Here is a 22,941-nt window from a genome sequence, read left to right as displayed (position 1 = left end):
CCAAGACAACTCGGCCACGTTTATCGCGGTAGCGGATCTCTCCTCACGCGGTAGAGGATCTCTAACGCGATCGTGGCACCCAGCACGCACCCCGCGGTCGCTGCCAGTAGCGGCGTCGGCGGCATATCCAGGCTCAGGAATTCCGTCGAGATCGGGACGGTGAAGACGAGGGCAACTCCGACGTACATCACCCCGATGATAAGCAGCCGCCGGGGGCTGAGAGGCCGGGAGATGATGACGAGTATCCACAGTGCAGCCAGGGCGAGGGTGATCAGGGATGCGGTTCTCAGGCCGCCGACGGTAAGGCCCCTTGTGGTATCGCCGTAGACATGGACCGCCGCGATTGCGGTCGCGACGATGATCCCGGCCGGAATGGCGAACGAGAGGGATCGCCTGAGGAAGCCCGAACGATAGCGACGGTTGTTCGCCATGAGGGCGAGGAAGAAGGCCGGGATCCCGATCGTCACCCCGTCGATCACCGAGAGCTGGCGGGGCAGGAACGGGAAACCCCACAGCAGTGCACCGAAGATGACGGAGATCACCACCGCGTATACCGTCTTCGCGAGGAAGAGCATGGACACGCGCTCGATATTGGCGATAGCCCGCCGCCCTTCGGCAACCACACTCGGAAGCCGGTCGAAGCGGTCGTCGAGAAGCACGAGCCGCGACACGGCCCTGGTCGCCTGCGTTGCGTTGTTCATTGCAATCCCGATGTCGGCGACCTTGAGCGCCAGCACATCATTGACCCCGTCGCCGGTCATCGCCACGACGTGGCCGCGGGATTGCATGGCCAGGATCATCTGGCGTTTCTGCGCGGGGGTGACCCGTCCGAAGACCGTGTGAGTCTCGAGCGCGTCGCCGAGTTCCTGGAGGTTCTCGGGCAAGTCCCTCGCGTCGAAGCCTTCCACCGGGCCCAGGCCGACCTGGGTCGCGACGGCGGCGACAGTTCGTGGGTCGTCACCCGAGATGATACGGACCTGGACGCCCTGCTCGTGGAAGTACCGCATGGTCTGCCGGGCATCCGGGCGCACCTGCTCCCGAAATGTCAGAAGTACCACTGGGCGAATCCCCGGCGGAAGCTGCGCCTTCCCAGGCTGTTCTTCGACGAGACGGGTTGGCGCGCAGGCGAGCACGAGCGTGCGCTTGCCCTCGGCGGCGAGAGCGGCGGCACGGCTCAGCGTCTCGGTCTCGTCCACGGCGAGCACGAATTCCGGGGCGCCGAGAATCCAGGTGCCCGCGGCATCGCCCGCCGAACCGAAGTCGACGGCGCTCCACTTTCGGGTCGACGAGAACGGCACGGTCGATACCGGAGCCAGTTCTGCCCGATCAGGGAAGGCCACGGTGAGGCAGCGCGCGGTCGCGTTGGCGTTGGGCTCGGAACCGAACCAGCCGAGCGCATTCCTCCATCCGGCGGGTTGGCGCTCGCTGACCACGTGCACATCGTCGAACGAGATAGTGCCCTCGGTGAGGGTTCCTGTCTTGTCCAGGCACAACATGTCGACCCGGGCCAGCCCTTCCACGGCTGCCAGTTCTCGAACGAGCACCTTCTGCCGCGCGAGTCGCACGCCAGCGACCGCGAACGCGACGCTGGTCAGCAGCACCAGTCCGAGCGGGATCATGGCGATCACCGCGGCGACAGCGCCTACGGCCCCCATGCGCCAGCTGCCCGTGCGGATCGCCGTCTCCCAGCCGCCCAGCACCTGCATCTGGCCGTTGACGACGATGAGCATGACGGGCAGCAGCGCCCAGGAGATCCAACGCAGGATGCGGTTCAACCCGCCGCGGATCTCGGATCGAACCAGTGAGAACCGCTTCGCCTCGACGGTCAGCCTGCTCACGAAGGTGTCTGCGCCGACGTGAGTGACCCTGGCCCGCCCATGACCCGACACCACGCTGGAGCCAGCGAGGATCTCGGAGCCTGCAGCTCTGTCGACCGGATCAGACTCCCCGGTGAGCAGGGATTCGTCGAGCTGAAGGCCGTCAGAACTGAGCACGTGGGCATCTGCGCCCACCTGGTCGCCCGCCCGCAGCACGAGGATGTCATCCATGACGATGTCGGCGACCTGGATGTCTGTCACGCCGTCCTCGCGTAGCACTCGGGCCAGCGGTGAGTTCAGCACGGCAAATTTGTCGAGCGACCTCTTTGCCCGATACTCCTGTACGACCCCGATCACCGAGTTACCCACAGCGGCAAAACCGAACAGCGCATCCTGCCACTGACCGAGGGTGAGGAGAAGGATGAAGCACCCGGCGACGATGCCGTTGAACAGGGTGAAGACGTTGTCGCGAAGGATTCCCCATCCCGATCGGCTCGACAGGGTCGATGGGGTGTTCGTCAGGCCACGGGCCACGCGCTCGGCGACCGCGTCACGGGGAAGCCCCGTCACCTCGGCTTGGCGCGGGATCACCGGGTAGCGATCCGGGCATCCGAATCGATCTCGTCCGAGGTGGACGGTGCCGTCGCGACGACGGCGCGGTCGAGATCCCACGCCTTCAGCCGCCGCAACAGGCTGCGCTTCTTGGCCATGTGATCCTGCATGCGATGGAGGATGTCGGCGAGCATCGTGATGGCCTCGCCGATGTAAGGCCCCTTGTTGAGCATGACGCATTCGGCGCGTTGAGCCATAGCCGCATCCGTCACCTCAGCCCGCGACGGCACACCCGTGCGCGCCATATCGTCGAGCACTTCGGTGGCCCAGATCACGGGCACGTGGGCGGCTTCGGACAACCAGAGAATCTCTTCCTGGAGTTCGGCCAGGCGTTCGAATCCGGCCTCGACCGCAAGGTCACCGCGCGCGATCATGACTCCGATGTCTCCCCAGCGCATGGCTTCGAGCAGGATCTGCGGAAGCGATTCGAATGCCGCCACGGTCTCGATCTTGAGGACAATGCCCAGTGGATGCTCGTCAGCGGGGCCGAGGCGCTGAAGCAGGTCATCGACGTCGGCCGCGCTTCGCACGAACGACAACTCCACGATGTCGGCGTGCTGCCTGACGAACGCGAGGTCTTCCGCGTCCTTCTCGGTAAGCGCGGAAAGGGTGAGGGTCGAATCGGGGAGGTTGATCCCCTTCTCGGCACGGAGCTTCGTGCCAGCCACCCCGGCACTTTGCACTTCGACCAATACGGCATGGGCGGCGACATCGGTGATCACCGTGGCGATCTTCCCGTCGTCGATGAGCAGTCGCTCGCCCGGCCTGGTGTCGGCAAAAACCTCGAAGAGCGTCGCGCCGATGCGATGGACGGATCCGCCAGACACGTCTGCAGGAGTCAGGTCCGCTGTCAACTGGATGCGATCACCGCGGCGAACCATCATCGACGTCGCTCGCGACGGTAGGGCCCCGACTCGAGTTCCCAGCTCCAGTTCGGCCTGACGGCCGCCCGACACGCGGGCGACGAGTTGTGTTCCAGATGCGAAGTAGACAGTCTTGCGGAACGACACCAGGCATCCGGTACCGTGCACCCGCTCGACCGTGAGCACGCGACCGGAACCGCGCGCATCCACGAGGTGGATTCGCTGCCCGACAGTTCGGCGGGTGGCCCAGCCCGGGTCGGTCACGGGGATCGACTGAATCTGGATGCCGCTGCCTGCCGCAGGGGCTTCGCCGAGCCACACCGTCGCCGGTGTCAGGACTATTCCACGCTCGTTGCGTTCCGGCTTTACTTTGACCACGTCAGCACCGGGCACCAGCGGCCCTGTCCGAAGTTTTGGACCCGCGAGATCCATCGAGACCAGACACGACTTTCCAAGCTCTGCTTCCGCTGTACGCACGTTGTGGATCATGGCGCTCCACGCCCCGGCATCGTCGTGGGCGCAGTTGATGCGAGCGATATCCATGCCGCTGGCGAGCATCGTCCTCACTGTTGCGTAGTCCGTTGCCGCCTCTGAGGGAAAGGTCACCATGATGCGGGTGGGTCGGTCTTTCGGCCGGGGGCCCAGCAGGCTGATCGCATTGCGGGAGAGCAACCCCCGGTGGGGAACGCGCGCTGGCCCGGAAGACCGTTCGACTTCGTGACCGGTGAGCTGCGACAGCGTGTGGATCACCATATCGATGCCGGGCATCACGTGCGACTCGGTTCTGCCCAGCGACGAAAGCCCATGCTGCGTCAGGCGCTCCTGGAGCGCCCTGATGTCGTGCGACCTCAACTCGACGTAGTGCACGAGGTTGATTGCGCTGGGTCGATGCCGTGCCATCACGGCCTTTATAGACCCGGACTCCCGCACTTCGGCGTCCAGAAGACTGTGCCGCAACTGTTGGAGTTCCCCCAGGAGAGCGAGGAGATCGTCCGGGCCGCCTCTCGGCGGCGCGGGGCTCGTGCTCGGGGCATCCATACCGCAATGATGCACCGCGGGCGCGAACCCGAACAGAGCCGAAAGTCCCGAGTGGGACGCTGGGGAAGATTGTCACGGCTTTTGAGTGCCCTGGTTTTGCAGGGAGGTGCCTTCGGTGACAAGACAGCGGATCAGGTGAATTCGGAGAGCGTCGTGTCTGCGATCGCGGTCGCCAGCCGTTCGGCGAGTTCGACGTTGTGCGACGCGATCGCGTCGGCAAGCTGCGCGTGGAGTGCGAGCCCGAGCGGAGTGGTGTCGATGATGAGGGGCTGGTGCGCGTCGTCACGTGTTCTCAACGCCGCGGTGACCACCTCCGCGAACTGCGCGATCACCGGATTCCCGCTGCCCTCCAGCAGCAGGCGATGGAACGCGGTGTCCGCGTTGAGGAACGTCTCGCCGTCGTCCGACTCGGCGGCCGAGGCCAGCCGGTCACCCAGCTCGACGAGCCGGGCGATGTCGCTGTCCGTCATCGTGGCGGCGGCGAGGCCCGCGGCGGTGGCCTCGATGCCCCTCCGTACCTGCAGCAGTTCGATCATCTGCTCGCGATAGTGCGCTGCTGCCCGCCACCGGATGATCGTGGGGTTGAGCAGTGTCCAGGAGCTCAGGTGGTTGACCTGCGTGCCCACCTTCGATCGCGCGCGCACCAGGCCCAGGGCTGCAAGTGAGCGCAGGGTCTCCCTGATGACGGTTCGCGAGACGCCGAATCGCTCGCGCAACACCTCCACGTTCAGGGTGTCGTTCTCGCGCAGTCTCCCCGCGACGATCTCAGAGCCGACCACGTCGAGAACCGTTGCGTGCAGGGACGACCGCGGGGCGACATCCTGGGATACAGGGTCGTCTTCGGGGGACGGATCCGGTGAGTCTGTCACGGGGCGTCCGGATCGACTCCGAGGAAGAGGGTCAGGGCGTCGACGATGAAGGCGTGGTCGAGGTCGTGGCGCAGGCCGGAAATGGCGATCGTGCCCACCATTCCCACGCCCGTCACGACGACCGGGAAACCGCCTCCGCTGCCCGAGTACAGCATCGGATCCATCCAGGGGGCATCTTCGAGGGCGAACGGTGGATCGAGGATCGGGAACCGCAGCCCCACGGCGTAGCTGCTTGCGGCCCATTCGCGCACGGTGCGCTTCTTTCGCTCGATCCACTTCGCGTTGTGGGCGGAGGTCCCGGGGAGCGCGGTGTGGAACAGGCGCTGCTCACCGAGCGCGATGTCGATGGTGATCGTGTTCCCCCGCGACTGCGCGAGTTCGCGCATGAGCATGCCGAGACGGAACGCGTCATCCGGGGTAAATGACCTGAACTGGAGGCGTTGTTCGTCGGCCTCGGCGCGAGCAATGATCTCAGCTGTAGATGTCATCATGCGGGGATGTCGAAGGTCTCGATGTCTTCGCCGGTGCGAAGACCCGCTTCGAGCGTCTCGATCGTCATAAGGTCGGCCTCGGTCAGCTCGATGTGATCGGTGCGCAGGTTTTCTGTGAGGCGTTCGACGGATGCCGACTTCGGCAGCACGATCCGCCCGCGCTTCAGGTGCCACGTCATGATGACCTGGGCGGGGGTCGCCCCGACTCGCGCCGCGATCTCGACGATGGCGGGTGCGGTCAGGTCGGCGCCACGGCCGAGCGGGCTGTACGCCTCCACCGCGATGCCATGTACGCGTGTGAGGGCATCCAACTCTGCCTGCTGGTAGGTCGGGTGAACCTCGATCTGGTGCACCGCGGGCACGACCTCAGCGCCGGCGAGCAGGCGGTCGAGGTAGGGGAACTTGAAGTTGGATACCCCGATCGCGCGCACCGCGCCCTCGCTGTAGAGCTTCTCGAGTGCTTTCCAGGTCTCTTGGTAGAGCCGCTTCTGCGGAATCGGGAAGTGGATGAGGTAGAGGTCGATGTAGTCGAGACCGAGCTTTTTGCGGCTCGTCTCATACGCGGCGAGGGCTTTCTCGTAGCCCTGGTCAGCGTTCCACAGCTTCGTGGTGACGAAGACTTCGTCACGGGGCAGGCCGGACTGGATCACCCCGACGCCGACGCCTTCCTCGTTCTGGTAGCCGGCCGCGGTGTCGATGTGACGGTAGCCGGCAGACAGGGCTGCCTCAGTCATGCGCTGGGCGTCCGTTGGAGGGATCTGGAAAACGCCGAACCCGACCTGCGGGATCGAAACGCCGTTGTTGAGGGTGATGATGCTCATGACGCAAAGCTATCAGTATTACTAATACGGGTAACCTGTATCGGATCACGGGGGCATCCGTCATTGAAAGTAGTCGGGTCTGGAGACATAGGTGTCAGCGACGAACATCACGCCGCTGGAGGTGCTGAGAAGCTCGCGGACGGCATCGATGAGGTCTCCGGCTTTGTCGGGTGGCAGGACGGTGATGAGCATGGTCAGGGTGTCGTACTCGTTGAAGAGCAGGGCACCTGAGTGCTGGCCATGATGTCCGATTCCGGACACTCCCGACACGGAGGTATAGCCGGTTGCGCCCGCACTCGTGATCAGGTCCCTGATGGGCGGGGCGTCACGGGCTGGCACGATGACCTCCAGCCGGGTCATCTTCGTCAGGTTGTTCATGAGCGTCGTCCTTCCGTGGTGATGGGGGCTTGCGACCAGCCGTAGCGGGTGTATCGATGCCAGACGGCCGTCGAATCGTGGCGTGCGGTGAGGGTGATCCAGTCGTTGTCGAGCAGGTTTCGCAATACCTGGTTGCGGGACACGATGTCGCCCACCCGCTCTAGTGGTGCCTGGATGACGACGGCCAGGCGCATCGGCTCGTGGAAAAGCTCGGTTCCGCATCCGACCGATTGCCAGGGCAGCCCTCGCCGCAGGTCGCCGCTGCCGCCAGCGAGTACCCCGATCGTCCCGACGGCGTTGTGAATGGTCTTCGTTCCGGCGCCAAGGGTGGTCGGGTTGAGTGCCGAAAAGTAGTACTGGTGGTTTATCCACTGGGCGACGACAAGCGGGGCGGTCATGATCGTCTCCAGAGCGGTCCCATCCGGATCCTCGCCTGACTCGTACGAGTGCAGGAACACGCGCCTGCCGAGGTCCACGCCACGGGTGATTCGGCGCGGGCCGATGATCATGGCGGCATTTCCCGCGAGCCCGAGCTCTGGATACACTTCAGCCCAATCGTGCGCGCGAGCACGCAACGGGGTGGATGAGCGCCGCCGTGATGCCCCCGGGAGGTCGTTCGCGCGCTCCCTTAACAGGTGGTCACCGGCGGTGCGCGACAGCCGATCGAACCTCTGCACAAACTGGTCATGGCTGCGGGGCAGCAGGTGCTGGTCGAGCAGAGTCATGGCATCCGTCGCCGTGTTGTGCTCGGCAGCGGCGAACACGGTGTCGGCGGGGATGTCGATTCCCCCGGTCGAGAGCAGCTCCCGAACCGCCGGATCGTTGAAGATGGCGGCCGCGGCGCGCGCATTCGCGGCTCCGGGGTTACCGCCACACGCTCCGCAGTCCAGGGCAGACTCGAACAGGTTGTTCGCAGACTCGGACTTGTGCCCGGCCAGGACGACGAGGGGTGCGAACCCTGTCATCCCCATCATCCGGACGGCTGTCCTTGCCATCGCTGCACGATCCTGCAGACTGAACGAGTCGGCGACCGTGACGGTCGAGTCCGGCCGTTCGAGGGCAGGGGTGAGGGCGCGGGCCAGTCGTGCGTGAAGCGCCGGAGTGAAGGTGCGCAGGATGCTCGCGGCACCGAAGATCCAGCCGGTGACTTCCGCGAACGCGAAGGGCGTCGCCGCGTTCGAATCGGCGTGATGGTTCGCCTTTCGAAAGGCGTCCCGATTCCGTGCCCGTGCGAGAAGGCGTCGGGTCTGTGCCATGTCGGTCGGGTCTTCGGTGATGTGATGGCGTGCGGTGAGAAGTGCCGGAAGGGAGTCGATGCTGCCGCGAGCCCGGTAGCGCGCGAAGCGCATGGGGATGCCGAAGAACCCCGCAAATCCGAACGTCTCGACCCCCGGGTCGCACTCGAGGTGTCGCCGCATGCCCTCCGAGCGCGGATCGATGCACATGACCAGTTGCATCTCGGGTCGCCCGTGCACCTCATGCGTCGCGCTGAGAGCAGGCATGAGGGCGGCGCGGTAGTGGATTTCGTACGCCTTTTGCCACGTGTATGGATGCTCAGTCACCGGATGGTTGGCCAGCACCCTCGCGATCGCGGCAATATGCTCGCGGGTCACCTCCGAGCCGAGGAGCGAGCGCGTCACCGTTTCGGCCCGTTGCCAGACCGTCGGTTCCGGGCTGCCGGTGTCGGAGGGCCCGGAGGTGTGAACGGGGGAGATATCGAGGATGGCGCGCAGCACGAACCGCACGGCGAGATAGGAGGCGATGTCGATGTCTCCGATCCGGTCTGCCCGCCACTTGATGTGACCCACCCATCCCGGCAACCGGTTCAGTTCTTCGCGCAGGCTTGCGACGATCTTCTGCGACGGGATTTCCAGCTCGTTCAGTGCCCAGGCCAACGCGCCGTCTGGCTCGGACGGGACCCCGCCGAGCTTTCGGCGAGCACGTCGGGGCAGTGCGGTGTCGTGGCGGGCGAGATGCCGCCATGCCCCGAACAGCCCGCGTTCGCTGTGCGGCATCATCCAGAGTGGATCCGGATTCAGGTAGGTCGAGACCCACGCAGCGACGTACTCGTCAATCCACGTCGGAGTGCCGTCTGCTGGGCGCGGCGAGCCCCATTCCACCGTCGTCAGATCGAGCACGGCGACGCGCTTCGCAGAGATGGTGCTCGTACCGACGGTGAAGGACGTCGCGAATGCGGGGATGCGTTCGATGAGGGCGGCTTCGAGATCGGTGTTGTCGATTCTGCCCAGGCGGTAGTCGGAGAGGTAGGCGTCGCGACTCCGGGTGAGGGTCGCATCCGGTGTCGCCGAGGTCTCGAAGGGGTGGGATTCGCGGCTGGCGAGGGGGTTTACGGCGATGAACGACTCCAGCGGCCAGGAGGACACGACATCGTGTGCTGCGGCGGCAACGTGCGCGCGGAGAATCAGGCTCATGACGGTACGCCCTTCATTGGTGATGGTGTGCGCTGGGTGCTGGCCACAGAACGTGCGTAGATGGCGTCACCCAGTGGGGAGAGATGTCGAGAGTTTCGGGCCAACACCCACAGCATCAGCAGACCGGCGGCGGGAAGCACGAGCAACCACGCTGGTGCACCCGCGACGGCGATCGGCGGTTCGAGGATCTCGGCGAAGGCATCGAGGAAGGTGACGTAACCGACAGCCAACACCACCGTCGCTGCGACGCCGGCGGCAATCGTACGTGTGGTGAAGTTCGTCGTAAACGCCGATCCCAGCGCAACGCCTGCGGTCATGGCGACGAACGCCAACAGTCCCAGGCCCGCTGCTGTCAGGGTCGGGGAGAAGACCAGCTTTGCTCCGGCTAGGGCCACCAGCGGCACGATGACAGCGAGCCCGACCGCGACGACCGTGGCCCATCTGGATGGGGATGGCGCGGCAGGAAGGTCGCGGTCGACAGCACGCTGTCTTACACCCATGCCAGCTCCGAGGAAGAGCGCGGATTTGAAAAGCGAGTGGGCAATCAGGTGGAAGATCGCGGCGGCGAACAGCCCAAGCCCGCAGGTCATGATCATGAATCCCATTTGTGCCGTCGTCGAGAACACCAGTCGACCTTTCACGTCCGGACGGATGAGACGCATTGTCGATGCGTAGATCAGCGTCGAGGCGCCTGCGAGGAAGATCGCGATCATGATGAGCTGATGTGTGGCGATCACGGGGGTGAAGCGGATCAACAGGATCGCCCCGGCGTTGACTACACCAGCATGCATCAGGGCCGAGACCGGGGTGGGGGCAGCGAGGGTGTAGGGCAACCAGCCCTGGAAAGGGATCTGGCTGGAGCGAGCGAGCGCCGGTGCGACGAGCGCTGCGGCGACGCCCAGCTGTGCCGGCAGCGGCATGGCTGAGGTGATGTCGCCCAGCCTGTCCAGCGGGATGTCTCCTCGGGCGACGATCAGGAGGGTGCTCACGCCAGCCAGGAACGCGATATCCGCGATCAGGAATCGAACGGCTGTGCGGCGCACGCCAGCGCGGGCCTGTGCCAGCGGCCAGTAGGTGGCGAGGAGCAGGATGAGAGCGCCCCCCGCTGCGATCCAGGCCACAGCGAAGACCGCGACCGAACCGGCACACACCATGAGCACGGTGGATCCGGTGAGCAGGTTGGCGGTGGTCACGAACCAGATCTGGCGTACATCGCCGCGAAGATACCGGATCGCGAAGGTTTGGATCAGCGCACCCAGCCCGAGCGCGAGCATCGTCAGGATCAGCCCGAGTGCATCGATCCGAAGACCGGATGCGCCGATGCCCATGTTCCGAGGCTCGGATGCCATGACGAGCGGTGACAGTGCGACGGCAACGAGAAAGCCGCAGGCGACAATCGCGGCCGCGACTCGCGCGGTCGTGTCTGCGCCCAGCCGCGATCGACCAGCGAGCGCGGAGAAACAGGCGGCGATCCATGGAGTCATGGTGATGGCCAGCACTACCAGTTCGTCTGTCATACCAGCCTTCCAATACGTGAAGTAGAAAACAGGAAAAACATAGCACATGTTGAATGACCGGAATCCAATATGCGACGACCGAATTCCGGCGGGGCACAATGGGGGAATGGCTCAGTGGACCTTTCTCACCAATCACGCGCATGTGCTGTTGTGCGTTTCGGACAACCCGAACGCGCGATTGCGGGATGTGGCCGTCCAGGTGGGCATCACGGAGCGAGCGGCCCAGCGCATCGTGACCGAGCTGGAAGAGGCTGGCTACCTTGAGCGCGAGCGTGAGGGCCGTCGCAACATCTACCGTCTCAACACCGCCATGCCGCTGCGGCACCCCCTCGACCGCGATCACCGCATCGGTGAACTCCTGGCCGCCTTCGCCAACCCGGGCGACCCAGAGACGCCGCCCCTCCCGTAGCCGCAACCACGCTGGCGGCTCCGGTGCTAACGTCAGCCCCAACAAAGGAGTCAGCTCATGGCCAAGACTGTCTACACCTCTGACCAGCAGATAGGCCGGTTGCGAATCTACAACCTGGTGGCAGGCAGTCTGCACCTGCTGCAGGCCGTCGGTTTTGCCATTGTGCTCACGATGCTGAGCACCCAGGTGCTGTTCGCCGTGACGGCCGACTACCTCGCGGGGCCGCCCGGAGTTCCCATCCCACCAGAGCGAGTGACGCTCTTCGAGGTGAACATCGGCATCGGAGTCGTCGCCTTCCTCGCGCTCAGCGCCTTCTTCCACTTCCTCATCTCGAGCCCCGGGTTCTTCGGGCGGTACAAGGCAGGGCTGCTCAAGAACCGCAACTATTTCCGCTGGGTCGAATACTCCCTGAGCTCCTCGATCATGATCTGGCTCATTCTCGCCATCAACGGAGCGACCGATTTCGGGGCGTTTTTTGGCCTCTTCACCGCGAACGCAGCCATGATCCTGTTCGGCGCACTGCAGGAGAAGTACGAGAAGCCAGGCTCGGGCGGGCTGGTTCCGTTCATCTTCGGGTCGATGGTCGGAATCGTCCCCTGGATCGTCGTTCTCGTGTACTTCCTGCGTCCCGGTAGCGCGAGTGAGACCGAGATCCCCGGCTTCGTGGTGGGTATCGTCATCTCGCTGTTCCTGTTTTTCAACACCTTCGCCATCAACCAATGGCTTCAGTACAAGCAGGTCGGCAAGTGGAGGAGCTACCTCCAGGGTGAACGCGCTTACATCACCCTGAGCCTCGTCGCTAAGACTGCTCTCGCCTGGCAGGTGTTCTCGGGCGCCATCATCCCGGCCATTACCGGCTGATCACCGAGAGGGGTTGCTGTGGTGGAGTCGCCAGGGGTGCCCGGGCCACCGATTTTTGTCGCCCACGAATTTGCCGCCATCCATACCCCGCGGTTGGTTCTGCGGGTCATGACATCCCGCGACGTGGACGACGTTCATCGCTATATGTCGAACCCGGAGGTCTGTCGCTACCTGTTGCATGAACCGCGCTCTCGGGAAACCGTGGCGGAGAAGATCGCCGAGTGGTCGAGGATGAAGCGGCTCGCCGAGGTGGGCGACGACCTGCAACTGGCACTCGAGCTCACCACACCGGGGCTTGAAGCCGGGCGAGTCATCGGCCATCTCTATTTCAAGCTGACGAGCATCGACGACCTCACCGCGGAGATCGGCTGGACCCTTCATCCTGACTTCGAGGGGAAGGGATACGCCACCGAGGCGGCCGAATCGATGCTGGCCTACTCCTTCACCGAACTCCGCCTCCATCGGGTGATCGCCGAGCTGGACCCACATAACGGTGCATCCGTCGCCCTGTGCCGGCGGCTCGGAATGCGCGAGGAGGCCCTGTTCCGCGAAGATCTCTGGCTGAAGGGCGAGTGGAGCGATACCGGCATCCACGCGATTCTTCGGGCGGAGTGGTTAGCGCGTCCGAGCAGCTAGGGCGTGCCCATCACGGGTGATGGCATCGTCGGCCGCGAACGGATGAGGCCCTGTCGGCAACGCCCTGATAGAGCAGTTCTCGCAGTAGTCCCGCTGCGGGTGATCAATCCTGTCGACGTCGTGGCTTGCGAGCATCCCGAGTGCGCTAGAGGGATTGTCCGCTGCGGGCTCGGACACGCGTCCTAGCCGAGTGGACCGCGCCGAGCAATCACACCGGCGAACAGTGCATGAATCAGGGGGACCGCCGAGACGATCATGAGCACGGTTCCGAAGACCGCATCGTCGGAACGCAACCCGATGCCGCCGATCAGGAGCACGCCGAACAGCACGGCCGAGATCAACTGCCTCACCATGCGCTCGAGACCGCTGATACGGCGGTCGAGCCGAGGGGTCTGTACCGCGATCCTGCCCTCATCGATGCGGGTCGCGAGGTCGTCGAGGCGGTCAGGGAGGCGTGCGAGGGTGCTCGCGATCGTCATCGCCCGTTTCGCGACATCCTGAACGAGCTTGCCGCTTTCGCTGCGGATGAGCTGGGTTGAGTACGGTTCGATCGCGTCCCAGATGTTGAAGGCCGGGTTGAGGGAGCTCGACATGCCTGAGGTCATCGACATCGCGCGGACGATAAGCAGGAAGTTCTCGGGGAGCTGGAACGGCAGGGTGCGCACGAGGTCGCCGAATTCGATGGCGAACGCACGGAATTCGCGGGGGTCGACCTCCTGCAGCTCGGCGAAACCCATGCCGCCGAAGCGGGAGAACGCGGTGGTCATCGCTCGCTCGAGTTCAGCGGTGTCTGCTGAGGGGAGCAACACTCCTACCCTGCGGATGCCGTCGACCATCCCCTTGCCGTCGCGTGAAGCGGCTGCAATGAGGAGGCTCCTGAGCCCCTTCCTCAGGGTTTCGGGAACCTCGCCCATCATCCCGAAGTCGATGAAGGTGAACCTCCAGGCACGTCCTTCGCCGTCCTCCTCGGCCAGGGGCGTGACGAAGATGTTGCCGGGATGCGGGTCTGCGTGGAAGAAGCCGTGGAAGAACAGCTGGTCGAACATGACCGCGGCGAACTCGGACGCGACCTCGACGGGGTCGATCCCGGCGGCTCGCAGGGCATCAATGTCGTTGATCTTGATCGCCGTGACGTCCTGCGATGTCAGCACCCGACGGGTGGTGCGTTCCCACACCAGCTCTGGGATCCTCACGCGCGGGTCACCCGCGAAATTGCCGGCGAACCGCTCGCCGTTGGCAGCCTCGTGCAGGTAGTCGATCTCCTCCAGGCTGGTGGTGGCGAACTCCTCAAGAAGGGCGGGCATGTCTACCCGGTCATAGATCAGTCGGATCCGGCTGAGCCACTGGGCGATGCGGCGAAGCGCCGACAGGTCGACGTCAACGATCCTGTCGATGCCCGGTCGCTGCACCTTCAGCACGACGTCGCGTAGCCCGGTCTCTGCCGCGTCGGCGTCGGACAGCGTCGCGCGATGGGCCTGGCCGAGGGATGCCGCAGCCAGCGGTATCGGGTCGACGAACGAGAAGGCACGCTCGAGCGGCACGCCCAGCTCGGCTTCGGCGAACACCCGGATCTGCTCGAACGGCACAGCGGGAACCTCATCCTGAAGCCCCTCGAGTTCTTTGGTGATCTCGGGCGGCAGCACATCGAGCCTGGATGACATGAACTGGCCGACCTTGATCATCAGGCCACCCAGGTCGACGGCGAGCACGTGGAAGCGCTGTGCGATCTTCTTCAGCCGCGCGGGCCTCCCCCGTGCCGCGAACTTCGAGAGCCCGAGCCGGGGGAGGAACAGTTCGTACCACCACGCCTGTGCCAGGTAACGTGCCGCAAATCTCAAAATCTTGCGATAGCGGGCGCGCATGGCGCGGCTGTCGGTCATCTAATCTCCTTGGTGCGGCTGGGCAGCCGACACCGGGTCAGTCCTGGGCGAGGATGGAATAGAGCTTACGGCGGGCCTCGTCGAGAATCTTGACAGCCTGCTGTACCTGCTCCGGCGTCCCCGTGCGACCGACCTGTGCTGCCGCCTGGGCGAGCTCGATGCCGGCCTTGGGCAGCGCGGAAGCGCGACTGCTGTCACGCATGCCCTGGGCTTCCCACGGTGTTTTGGTGTCAGCCGCGGCATCCGCCACAGCCTGGCCCTCGGGGGTGAGCGAGTAAGTCTTTCGGCCGTTGGACTCCTCGGCGCGAATGAGCCCTTCGTCGGCGAGTAACTGCAGGGCAGGGTAGACAGATCCGGGGCTGGGCTTCCAGGCTCCGCCACTGCGCTCGCTGATCTCCTGGATGATCTGGTAACCGTGCATCGGCTTCTCGGCGAGTAGAGACAGCACTGCGGCGCGAACATCACCGCGTCCCATTCGGGTGCCAGTCTTTTGCCCGAACTGGCCGCGCATGTTCTCGAACGTCTCCCAGACGGCGTTCATGGGCCAACCGTCAGACTGCCCGTTCCGGCGCCCGGGGAACCCTCCGCCAGGGAACTTGTTGTTGCTGTAAGAACCGCTCATGATAATCTCCTCCGTGTCGGCGCCCGGTCGGGCTTGACGATACTCAACGATATATCGTTCGCGAGCCTGTTGCTGCTCTTCCACAGCCAGCTGCCAGCATCGTGAGTGGAGAGCTACACGTCGGGAAGGCGGGCCATGTCATCCAGGAAAGCGCTGATTGTTCGAGGCGGCTGGGACGGGCATCATCCGGTGGAATCCACCGATGCCTTCATTCCGTTCCTCTTGGCAAACGACTTTGACGTGACTGTCGAAGAATCGACGGGCGTTTATGCCGACGCCGAAATCATGGGAGGGGTCGACCTCATCCTGCAGTGCGTAACGATGTCGGAGATCGGCCGGGAAGAGTTGGCCGGATTGCGCGACGCGGTCGCGCACGGGGCGGGCCTCGCCGGGTGGCACGGCGGAATTGCGGACTCGTTCCGCAACAGTGCGGACTACCTTCACCTCGTCGGCGGGCAATTCGTGACTCACCCGTCGCGCGCACCCGGCCAGTTGGTTGGCGACGAGACCGACAACTTTCTGCGGCACACCATCGAGATCACCGACCTCGGCCGGGAACACGAGATCACGGCCGGAATCGACGATTTCGTACTCGAGACCGAGCAGTACTGGGTGCTGCACGACGACCTCATCGATGTGCTCGCGACGACGACTCATCCTTCGAACGACTACAGCCCCTGGCATCGGCCGTCGCGTTCGCCCGCCGTGTGGACTCGCCAGTGGGCCGCGGGCCGGATCTTCGTGGCGACCCCCGGTCACAGCCTCGACGTGCTCGAGAATCCGAGCGTGCGCCGCATCATCGAGAACGGACTGCTCTGGTCGAGCCGCGCGAAACCCGACCTCTCCCTGCGCTGATACCCCATAGGGGTATACCATGAAGCTATGGAAACCCGTGTGGAGCATCCCGCGAGCGACACTTCGCAGCACGCCGGCATGACTCACGGCGGTCACGGCGACCATGTCGCGCAGTTCCGCCGACTCTTCTGGGTGATGCTGGTCATCGCTGCACCCGTCGTCGTGTTCAGCGACATGATGGCGATGCTGTTGAACTACACGCTGCCCGCACTGCCCTTTGTTGCGTGGATCTCGCCGGTTCTCGGCACGGTCATGTACGTCTGGGGCGGGCGTCCCTTCCTGACGGGAGCGGTCTCCGAGCTGAGGTCACGCAAACCGGGGATGATGCTGCTCATCGCCCTGGCCATCTCGGTGGCATTCCTCGCATCCTGGGGAGCCAGCCTCGGCATCCTCGATGGCCAGCTCGATTTCTGGTGGGAGCTCGCGTTGCTCATCGTGATCATGCTGCTGGGCCACTGGATCGAGATGCGCTCGCTCGCACAGACCTCGTCCGCCCTTGACTCACTCGCCGCATTGCTTCCGGATGAAGCTGAGCGGGTCGATGGCGATACGACGGTCACCGTATCGCCCTCAGCGCTCGTTGTAGGCGATGTCGTCGTCGTGCGACCGGGCGCCAGGGTGCCCGCGGACGGTGATGTCACAGAGGGAACCGCTGATGTCGACGAGTCGATGATCACGGGGGAGTCACGCGCGGTCAGCAGGAGCGTCGGCGCCCACGTCGTGGCGGGCACGGTGGCGACGGACAATGCGCTGCGGGTGCGGATCACCGCGATCGGCGACGACACCGCTCTCGCGGGCATCCAGCGACTCGTCACGGAGGCGCAGGGCTCCACGTCGCGGGCGCAGCGGCTCGCTGACACGGCTGCAGGGTGGCTCTTCTGGTTCGCCCTCGGCTCGGCCGCCATCACCGCAGTGGTGTGGATGCTCGTGGGATCGCCCAACGACGCGGTGATCCGAACCGTCACTGTGCTCGTCATCGCCTGCCCCCATGCGCTCGGCCTGGCCATCCCCCTGGTGGTGTCGATCGCGACAGAACGCGCGGCCAAAGGTGGAGTCCTGATCAAGGACCGGCTCGCGCTCGAGGGCATGCGCACCGTCAGTTCCGTGCTCTTCGACAAGACCGGCACGTTGACCATGGGCGAACCCGTGGTGTCGAAGGTCGCCGCGGTCGGCGACGTGTCCGAAGCCGAGTTGCTGCAGTGGGCGGCCGCCGCCGAAGGCGACAGCGAGCACCCACTGGCCAGGGCGATCGTCGCGGCGGCCGGGGCGCGCTCTCTCACCGTGGCGCGCGTGACCGACTTCCAGTCGTCCACCGCCATCGGCGTGAGTGGCACAGTAGACGGCTCGACCATCAGTGTCGGCGGGCCCGGCATGCTCGGCTCCCACGACGCACGACCGCTGGCCGAGACAGCAGACTGGGAGCGCGACGGGGACATCATCCTGCACGTATTGCGCGACGGCACTGTCGTCGGCGCGATCGGGCTCGCCGATGAAATCAGGCCAGAGTCCCGGCAGGCCGTCGACGGCTTGCACGCCCTGGGAATCCAGGTGGTCATGATCACGGGGGATGCCGCAGCTGTCGCCCAGACCGTGGCGACGGAGCTCGGCATCGATCGTGTCTTCGCTGGCGTGCGCCCCGAAGACAAGGCCGCCAAGGTCAGCGAGCTGCAGGCAGAGGGCCACCGGGTCGCCATGGTCGGCGACGGAGTCAACGATGCGCCAGCACTCGCCCAGGCGGATGTCGGGATCGCGATCGGCGCCGGCACCGACGTGGCAATCGCTTCGGCCGGAGTCATCCTGGTGAGCGACGACCCACGATCCGTGCTGTCGGTCGTCGAGCTCTCCCGCAAGAGCTACGCGAAGATGAAGCAGAACCTGTGGTGGGCCGCCGGATACAACCTGCTGTCCGTGCCGCTCGCCGCGGGCGTGCTCGCACCCATCGGATTCATCCTGCCGATGGCGGTGGGCGCACTGCTGATGTCAGCATCCACGATCGTGGTCGCTCTCAACGCGCAGCTGCTGCGCCGACTCGACCTCCGGGCAGAGTCGAGCACGGCCGCGATATTGGACAGCCCTCGGGCACACACACGAAAGGCACAGTGATGGTCGGATATGCCAGCAATAAAGAACAGCTGTTGACGCGGTTGCGTCGTGCAGAAGGGCAGGTGCGCGGTATCCACCGCATGGTTGAGGAAGACACGTACTGCATCGACGTGCTCACCCAGGTATCCGCGGCGACCAAGGCACTGGAGACCGTCGCACTCGCGCTGCTCGATGATCACCTCGCGCACTGCGTCGCCGAGGCGGCTCGCGAGGGCGGCGCTGTCGCCGACGAGAAGATCCGTGAAGCATCAGCAGCAATAGCCCGCCTCGTGCGGTCCTGACAGGAGACACACCATGACTAACGACACACTGAACGACACCACCAGCGAGCACTTTCTCGTCGAGGGGATGACCTGCAACCACTGCGTTGCCAGCGTGACCGAGGAGGTCTCGGCTATTGACGGCGTCGAGAGCGTCAGCGTCGACCTCAAGGTGGGTGGGGCATCGAGGGTCACGGTCATCAGCAACAGGCCCATCGCCGTCGAGACTGTTTTCGCCGCGGTGCATGAGGCCGGGTACTCGAAGGTGACCGTCGGGCGATGACCAGCACCGAGGTGGACCTGGACATCGGAGGCATGACGTGTGCCTCCTGTGCGACGCGGATTGAGCGCAAGCTGAACCGCATCGATGGGGTCATCGCCACGGTCAACTACGCCACCGAGAAGGCGCGCGTGACCTCCGATGGTGTGGACGCGGCTGATCTGATTGCTGCGGTCGAGGCGGCTGGGTACACCGCGGCCGAGCCGGTCATCACCGGACCGGCCGATGACGTGCCCGTGCCCCGGATCGATTCCGAAACCGCTGAGCTGCGACGCCGGCTCGTCATCTCGGCCGCTCTCGCCATCCCCGTGGTGCTGCTCTCGATGGTGCCTGCGCTGCAGTTCACGAACTGGCAGTGGCTCGCGCTGACCCTCGCGGCGCCCGTCGTCGTCTGGGGCGCGTGGCCCTTCCACCGCGCCGCTGCGGTGAACCTGCGTCATGGCGCCACAACGATGGATACCCTCATCAGCGTCGGCGTGCTGGCCGCGTTCGGCTGGTCGCTGTATGCGCTCTTCTTCGGTACGGCTGGCCAGCCCGGCATGCACATGACCTTCAGTCTCTTCTCGCCAGGCGGGTCGGGTACCGGTGAGATCTACCTCGAGGTGGCGGCAGCCGTCACTGTGTTCATCATCGCCGGGCGCTACATCGAGGCCAGGGCGAAGAAGCAGTCCGGGGCGGCCATGCGTGCATTGCTCGAGCTGGGCGCGAAAGACGCCACCACGCTTCGGGACGGTGTCGAGTCGCGGATGGCCGCGGCATCCCTCGTCGTCGGCGACACCATCGTTGTGCGACCCGGCGAGAAGATCGCCGCAGACGGACTCGTGACGGATGGCGTATCGGCGGTTGACCTGAGCATGCTCACCGGAGAGTCGGCCCCGGTCGAGGTCGGCCCAGGGGACCGCGTCGTGGGCGCGACTGTCAATGTCGGAGGGCGGCTCATCGTCGAGGTGACGAGGGTGGGGTCAGACACCGAATTGTCGCGCATAGCCCGCATGGTCGAAGACGCCCAAAACGGCAAAGCCCAGGCCCAGAGGCTGGCGGATCGGGTCTCGGCCATCTTCGTGCCTGTTGTGATCGGGCTGTCGCTCGTGGCGTTCGCGGGCTGGCTTATCGCGGGCGGCTCCCTCGAGCAGGCATTCACCGCTGCTGTCGCCACCCTGATCATCGCGTGCCCGTGCGCCCTGGGGCTCGCAACCCCGACCGCCCTGCTGGTCGGCACCGGTCGCGGATCGCAACTGGGCATCATCATTCGTGGCCCGCAGGTGCTCGAACAGACGCGCACCGTCGACATGATCGTGCTCGACAAGACCGGGACCATCACCACCGGCACGATGACCGTGCAGTCGATGAAAGTCATGGATGGCACGGACCCCAACGTGCTGCTCGCTATGGCCGCGGCCGTGGAGAGCCCCTCTGAACATCCCGTCGCGCGTGCGATCGTGGAGTATGCCCGTACGGCCGGCGTCGGCATCGTCGATGCGGAATCTTTCGCGTCGCACCCCGGACGCGGCGTCCAGGCAACGGTCGACGGGCACCTCGTGCTTGCCGGAACGCTCGGCTGGCTGGCCGAGTCCTGGTCCGTGGCTATGGGTGACGACGCCCTCGCGCACGGTGCCGCCGAGGAGGTGCGCGGATCCACTGTGATCGCCGTCGCCTGGGATGGCGTGCTTCGCGGCATCCTGAGCGTGCGCGACACGGTCAAGCCCACCAGCGCGCTCGCCGTCAGTCGCCTCCGTGCCCTTCGACTCACGCCGGTGCTGCTCACGGGCGACAACGCGGGGGCGGCCTCGACGGTCGCCGCCGAGGTCGGGATCGAGGATGTGCGTGCCGGGGTGACACCGGCGGGAAAGCTGGATGTCGTGCGCGAGCTGCAGGCGCAGGGACACGTTGTGGCGATGGTCGGGGACGGGGTGAACGACTCCGCTGCGCTCGCGGCGGCCGACCTCGGCATCGCCATGGGGACGGGGACGGATGCGGCGATCTCAGCCAGCGACATCACCATCATCAGCGGTGACCTGCTGGTCGTCGCTGATGCCGTCAGGCTGTCACGCCGAACCCTCGCCGTTATCAAAGGCAATCTTTTTTGGGCGTTCGCCTACAACGTCGCAGCGATTCCGCTCGCAATGCTCGGGCTGCTGAACCCGTTGCTCGCGGGGGCGGCGATGGCCCTGTCATCGGTCTTCGTCGTGACGAACAGCCTCCGGCTGCGACGGTTCAGGGCGGCCCCTCTCGCTGGTGCGGAGGCGCCATGACACTCTCGAGACTGAGAGCCGCAGCCGAACCTCCCGGGGTGTTCGGGCGAACCGTGTTGCTGCTCACCCTGGTTGGCGCAGTGCTCGTCGGATTGCTGGCCATGCACACGATCGCCTCGACAGCAGCCGGGCATTATGATTCGTCGGTGTTGTCAGCTTCGTCGGTGTTGTCAGCGTCGTCAACATCGTCAGCTTCGTCCGGGATGGAGTCTCACGGCGTCGCCGCGGGATCTCGCGTCAATGAACTAGTGACTGGTTACTGCGGCGGCACATGCGATCCGGGCCATGTCATGTCGAGCATGACGTGTGTGCTGGCCCCCGTGTCTACAGGTGCACTGCTAGCAGAGGTGGCGTCCCGCCGAGGGCCCGTCGTCTTCTCGGCACTGCCTGCCCTGACGGTTCCGGCTCCCTACACGAATGGGCCATCCCGACCACCCGACCTGACAGAACTTTCCATCAGCAGGACGTGATGCGATGCACACAGTCGATGCATACAGTGCGACGCGCACACACCCCACCAACTATCTATAACTGATCGGAAAAAACTCATGTCACAACTACGTTCCACCCTGGCTATCGTCGGCGTTCTCGCCACGGCCATCAGCCTGTCCGCATGCACGGCGACCAACACGATGGGCGGGATGAACCGCGACGATTCGTCCTCCCCGTCGAGCGAGAACTCGACACCGTTCAACGATTCCGACGTCACGTTCGCGATGGGGATGGTGCCTCACCACAAGCAGGCCGTCGAGATGGTCGACATGATCCTGGCCAAGGAGGGGATCGATGCGAAGGTCATCGATATCGCGACCCGGATCAAGGCTGCCCAGGAGCCTGAGATCAAGGAACTGACCTCGTGGCTGGAAGCCTGGGGGAGCCCGATGGGCTCGATGCCGGGGATGTCTGGCATGGGGGGCGGCATGATGTCTGGAGACGACATGGACAAACTGGATGCCGCTACCGGCGCCGCCGCGTCAAAGCTGTTCCTCGAGCAGATGACGACCCACCACAAGGGCGCCATCACCATGGCGGAGTCGGAAGTCGCGGACGGCGAGAACCCCGCCGCGATCTCCCTCGCGAAAGACATCGTCTCCAGCCAGACGGCCGAAATCACCGAGATGGCCGACATCCTGGAATCCCTGGGATAGCGGTCGCCTGACCGGATCGGGTGAGCTCACCTTCGATGGTGAGCTTGCCCGATTCGTCGCATCACCCCGCGAAAGGCGGAGAATGGGCGCATGCGCATCCACCCCTTCGAGGAACTCGACTGGCAACCGACCGCGATGGGCGACCTCACCCTTCGCCGCCGTACCGATGCTGCGCTGGGGGTGGAGATTTTCGAGGTCAAGCTCGGTGAAGAATTCCTGATGTCGAGCCTGTTCACCGTCGCGGAGGAGCAGCTCGCCACCCTCGGGCTCGCGGTCGCCGTTGGCGACCGGCTCAAGGTGCTCGTTGGCGGCCTCGGACTCGGATACACCGCCATCGCGGCGCTGCGCGACGCTCGGGTCGGCGCCATGACCGTCATCGACACGATGCCCGCAGTGATCGACTGGCACGAGCGCGGGCTGCTTCCTGTCTCCGGCGAGCTCACCAGCGACCCGCGAACAAGCCTCGTTCTTGACGACTTCTTCGCGGTGATGCGACGTGAGCCAGACGCAACCGACCCGCTGTACGACGCCATCCTGCTGGATGTGGATCATTCACCGCGGCACCAACTGGATCCCAGTCATGCCGACCTGTACACGGAGGCAGGGCTTTCGGCCCTCAGCCGCCACCTGAAGCCCTCCGGGGTGTTCGCGCTCTGGTCGGATGATCCGCCGGACCATGAGTTCATGGCCGTGATGGCTCTCGTCTTCGCCGAACCCGCGGCGCACGTCATCGACTTCGACAACCCGGTCACCGGCGGCGTATCGTCGAATACGGTCTACGTCGCAGGTACCTGACG

The 22,941-nt window shown here is 65.1% G+C and carries 21 protein-coding genes; 11 read left to right on the top strand and 10 right to left on the bottom strand.

Translation table 11 applies throughout. From position 1 onward, the window contains the following. Positions 1-20 precede the first annotated feature (20 nt). The 8 genes from IEW81_RS05420 to IEW81_RS05385 form a co-directional block, all read right to left on the bottom strand. Positions 21-2,408 carry an HAD-IC family P-type ATPase gene (locus tag IEW81_RS05420; protein ID WP_097060100.1) on the bottom strand — a complete coding sequence of 796 codons (2,388 nt, stop codon included), beginning with the start codon at positions 2,406-2,408 and terminating at the stop codon, positions 21-23. Continuing rightward, positions 2,405-4,330, bottom strand: a complete 1,926-nt coding sequence (locus tag IEW81_RS05415; protein ID WP_097060101.1) for a pyruvate kinase — start codon at positions 4,328-4,330, stop codon at positions 2,405-2,407. The genes IEW81_RS05420 and IEW81_RS05415 overlap by 4 nt, the downstream gene beginning before the upstream one ends. Positions 4,331-4,461: 131 nt before the next feature. Next, positions 4,462-5,199 carry a FadR/GntR family transcriptional regulator gene (locus IEW81_RS05410; protein WP_097060102.1) on the bottom strand — a complete coding sequence of 246 codons (738 nt, stop codon included), beginning with the start codon at positions 5,197-5,199 and terminating at the stop codon, positions 4,462-4,464. Next, entirely contained in the window at positions 5,196-5,690 is a 495-nt protein-coding gene (locus IEW81_RS05405; RefSeq protein WP_097060103.1) for a heme-degrading domain-containing protein, read from the bottom strand. The genes IEW81_RS05410 and IEW81_RS05405 overlap by 4 nt, the downstream gene beginning before the upstream one ends. After that, positions 5,687-6,511, bottom strand: coding sequence for an aldo/keto reductase (locus IEW81_RS05400; protein ID WP_097060104.1), 825 nt, complete (start codon positions 6,509-6,511; stop codon positions 5,687-5,689). The genes IEW81_RS05405 and IEW81_RS05400 overlap by 4 nt, the downstream gene beginning before the upstream one ends. A 60-nt stretch (positions 6,512-6,571) precedes the next feature. Then, the gene (locus IEW81_RS05395; RefSeq protein ID WP_097060105.1) at positions 6,572-6,889 is read right to left on the bottom strand and encodes a P-II family nitrogen regulator; all 318 of its coding nucleotides are present in this window, start codon (positions 6,887-6,889) and stop codon (positions 6,572-6,574) included. Then, positions 6,886-9,321, bottom strand: coding sequence for a DUF2309 domain-containing protein (locus tag IEW81_RS05390; protein ID WP_097060106.1), 2,436 nt, complete (start codon positions 9,319-9,321; stop codon positions 6,886-6,888). The genes IEW81_RS05395 and IEW81_RS05390 overlap by 4 nt, the downstream gene beginning before the upstream one ends. Next, positions 9,318-10,838 carry a proton-conducting transporter transmembrane domain-containing protein gene (locus IEW81_RS05385; RefSeq protein ID WP_179691795.1) on the bottom strand — a complete coding sequence of 507 codons (1,521 nt, stop codon included), beginning with the start codon at positions 10,836-10,838 and terminating at the stop codon, positions 9,318-9,320. The genes IEW81_RS05390 and IEW81_RS05385 overlap by 4 nt, the downstream gene beginning before the upstream one ends. A gap of 106 nt (positions 10,839-10,944) precedes the next feature. On the opposite strand from IEW81_RS05385, the gene IEW81_RS05380 reads away from it, so the two are divergent. The 3 genes from IEW81_RS05380 to IEW81_RS05370 are packed head-to-tail and all read left to right on the top strand — an operon-like array spanning position 10,945 to position 12,744. Continuing rightward, a complete protein-coding gene (locus IEW81_RS05380; RefSeq protein WP_097060108.1) occupies positions 10,945-11,247 on the top strand; it encodes a helix-turn-helix transcriptional regulator in 303 nt (100 codons plus the stop codon). A 57-nt stretch (positions 11,248-11,304) separates the two neighbouring features. Next, complete coding sequence (gene heR, locus IEW81_RS05375) at positions 11,305-12,108, top strand: heliorhodopsin HeR (RefSeq protein ID WP_097060109.1); 804 nt, start codon at positions 11,305-11,307, stop codon at positions 12,106-12,108. Positions 12,109-12,144: 36 nt separating this feature from the next. Further along, on the top strand, positions 12,145-12,744 hold the full coding sequence (locus tag IEW81_RS05370; RefSeq protein WP_229671246.1) for a GNAT family N-acetyltransferase: 600 nt from the start codon (positions 12,145-12,147) through the stop codon (positions 12,742-12,744). Between the two features lie 182 nt (positions 12,745-12,926). Here IEW81_RS05370 and IEW81_RS05365 read toward each other — a convergent pair whose 3' ends face one another. Beyond that, positions 12,927-14,624: an ABC1 kinase family protein gene (locus tag IEW81_RS05365; protein ID WP_097060111.1), complete on the bottom strand. Its 1,698-nt coding sequence runs from the start codon at positions 14,622-14,624 to the stop codon at positions 12,927-12,929. 37 nt (positions 14,625-14,661) lie between these two features. Then, on the bottom strand, positions 14,662-15,246 hold the full coding sequence (locus tag IEW81_RS05360) for a PadR family transcriptional regulator (protein WP_097060389.1): 585 nt from the start codon (positions 15,244-15,246) through the stop codon (positions 14,662-14,664). A 135-nt stretch (positions 15,247-15,381) separates the two neighbouring features. On the opposite strand from IEW81_RS05360, the gene IEW81_RS05355 reads away from it, so the two are divergent. The 8 genes from IEW81_RS05355 to IEW81_RS05325 all read left to right on the top strand — a co-directional run bounded on the left by IEW81_RS05355 (position 15,382) and on the right by IEW81_RS05325 (position 22,939). Further along, on the top strand, positions 15,382-16,101 hold the full coding sequence (locus IEW81_RS05355) for a ThuA domain-containing protein (RefSeq protein ID WP_097060112.1): 720 nt from the start codon (positions 15,382-15,384) through the stop codon (positions 16,099-16,101). Between the two features lie 27 nt (positions 16,102-16,128). Then, positions 16,129-18,204 carry a heavy metal translocating P-type ATPase gene (locus tag IEW81_RS05350; RefSeq protein ID WP_097060113.1) on the top strand — a complete coding sequence of 692 codons (2,076 nt, stop codon included), beginning with the start codon at positions 16,129-16,131 and terminating at the stop codon, positions 18,202-18,204. Beyond that, positions 18,204-18,485: a metal-sensitive transcriptional regulator gene (locus IEW81_RS05345; protein WP_097060114.1), complete on the top strand. Its 282-nt coding sequence runs from the start codon at positions 18,204-18,206 to the stop codon at positions 18,483-18,485. Before IEW81_RS05350 ends, IEW81_RS05345 begins: the two co-directional genes overlap by 1 nt. Positions 18,486-18,498: 13 nt before the next feature. Beyond that, positions 18,499-18,747: a heavy-metal-associated domain-containing protein gene (locus IEW81_RS05340; protein WP_097060115.1), complete on the top strand. Its 249-nt coding sequence runs from the start codon at positions 18,499-18,501 to the stop codon at positions 18,745-18,747. Further along, positions 18,744-20,996, top strand: coding sequence for a heavy metal translocating P-type ATPase (locus IEW81_RS05335; RefSeq protein WP_097060116.1), 2,253 nt, complete (start codon positions 18,744-18,746; stop codon positions 20,994-20,996). Before IEW81_RS05340 ends, IEW81_RS05335 begins: the two co-directional genes overlap by 4 nt. Further along, the gene (locus tag IEW81_RS14750; RefSeq protein ID WP_097060117.1) at positions 20,993-21,466 is read left to right on the top strand and encodes a DUF6153 family protein; all 474 of its coding nucleotides are present in this window, start codon (positions 20,993-20,995) and stop codon (positions 21,464-21,466) included. The genes IEW81_RS05335 and IEW81_RS14750 overlap by 4 nt, the downstream gene beginning before the upstream one ends. Positions 21,467-21,544: 78 nt before the next feature. Beyond that, a complete protein-coding gene (locus IEW81_RS05330; protein WP_097060118.1) occupies positions 21,545-22,144 on the top strand; it encodes a DUF305 domain-containing protein in 600 nt (199 codons plus the stop codon). Between the two features lie 90 nt (positions 22,145-22,234). Then, entirely contained in the window at positions 22,235-22,939 is a 705-nt protein-coding gene (locus IEW81_RS05325; RefSeq protein WP_097060119.1) for a spermidine synthase, read from the top strand. Positions 22,940-22,941 lie beyond the last annotated feature (2 nt).

The organism is Salinibacterium xinjiangense (assembly GCF_014645015.1).
Lineage (GTDB): Bacteria > Actinomycetota > Actinomycetes > Actinomycetales > Microbacteriaceae > Rhodoglobus > Rhodoglobus xinjiangensis.
The sequence above is the reverse complement of the archived record's forward strand: the minus strand, read 5'-3'. Positions and strand labels throughout refer to the sequence as shown.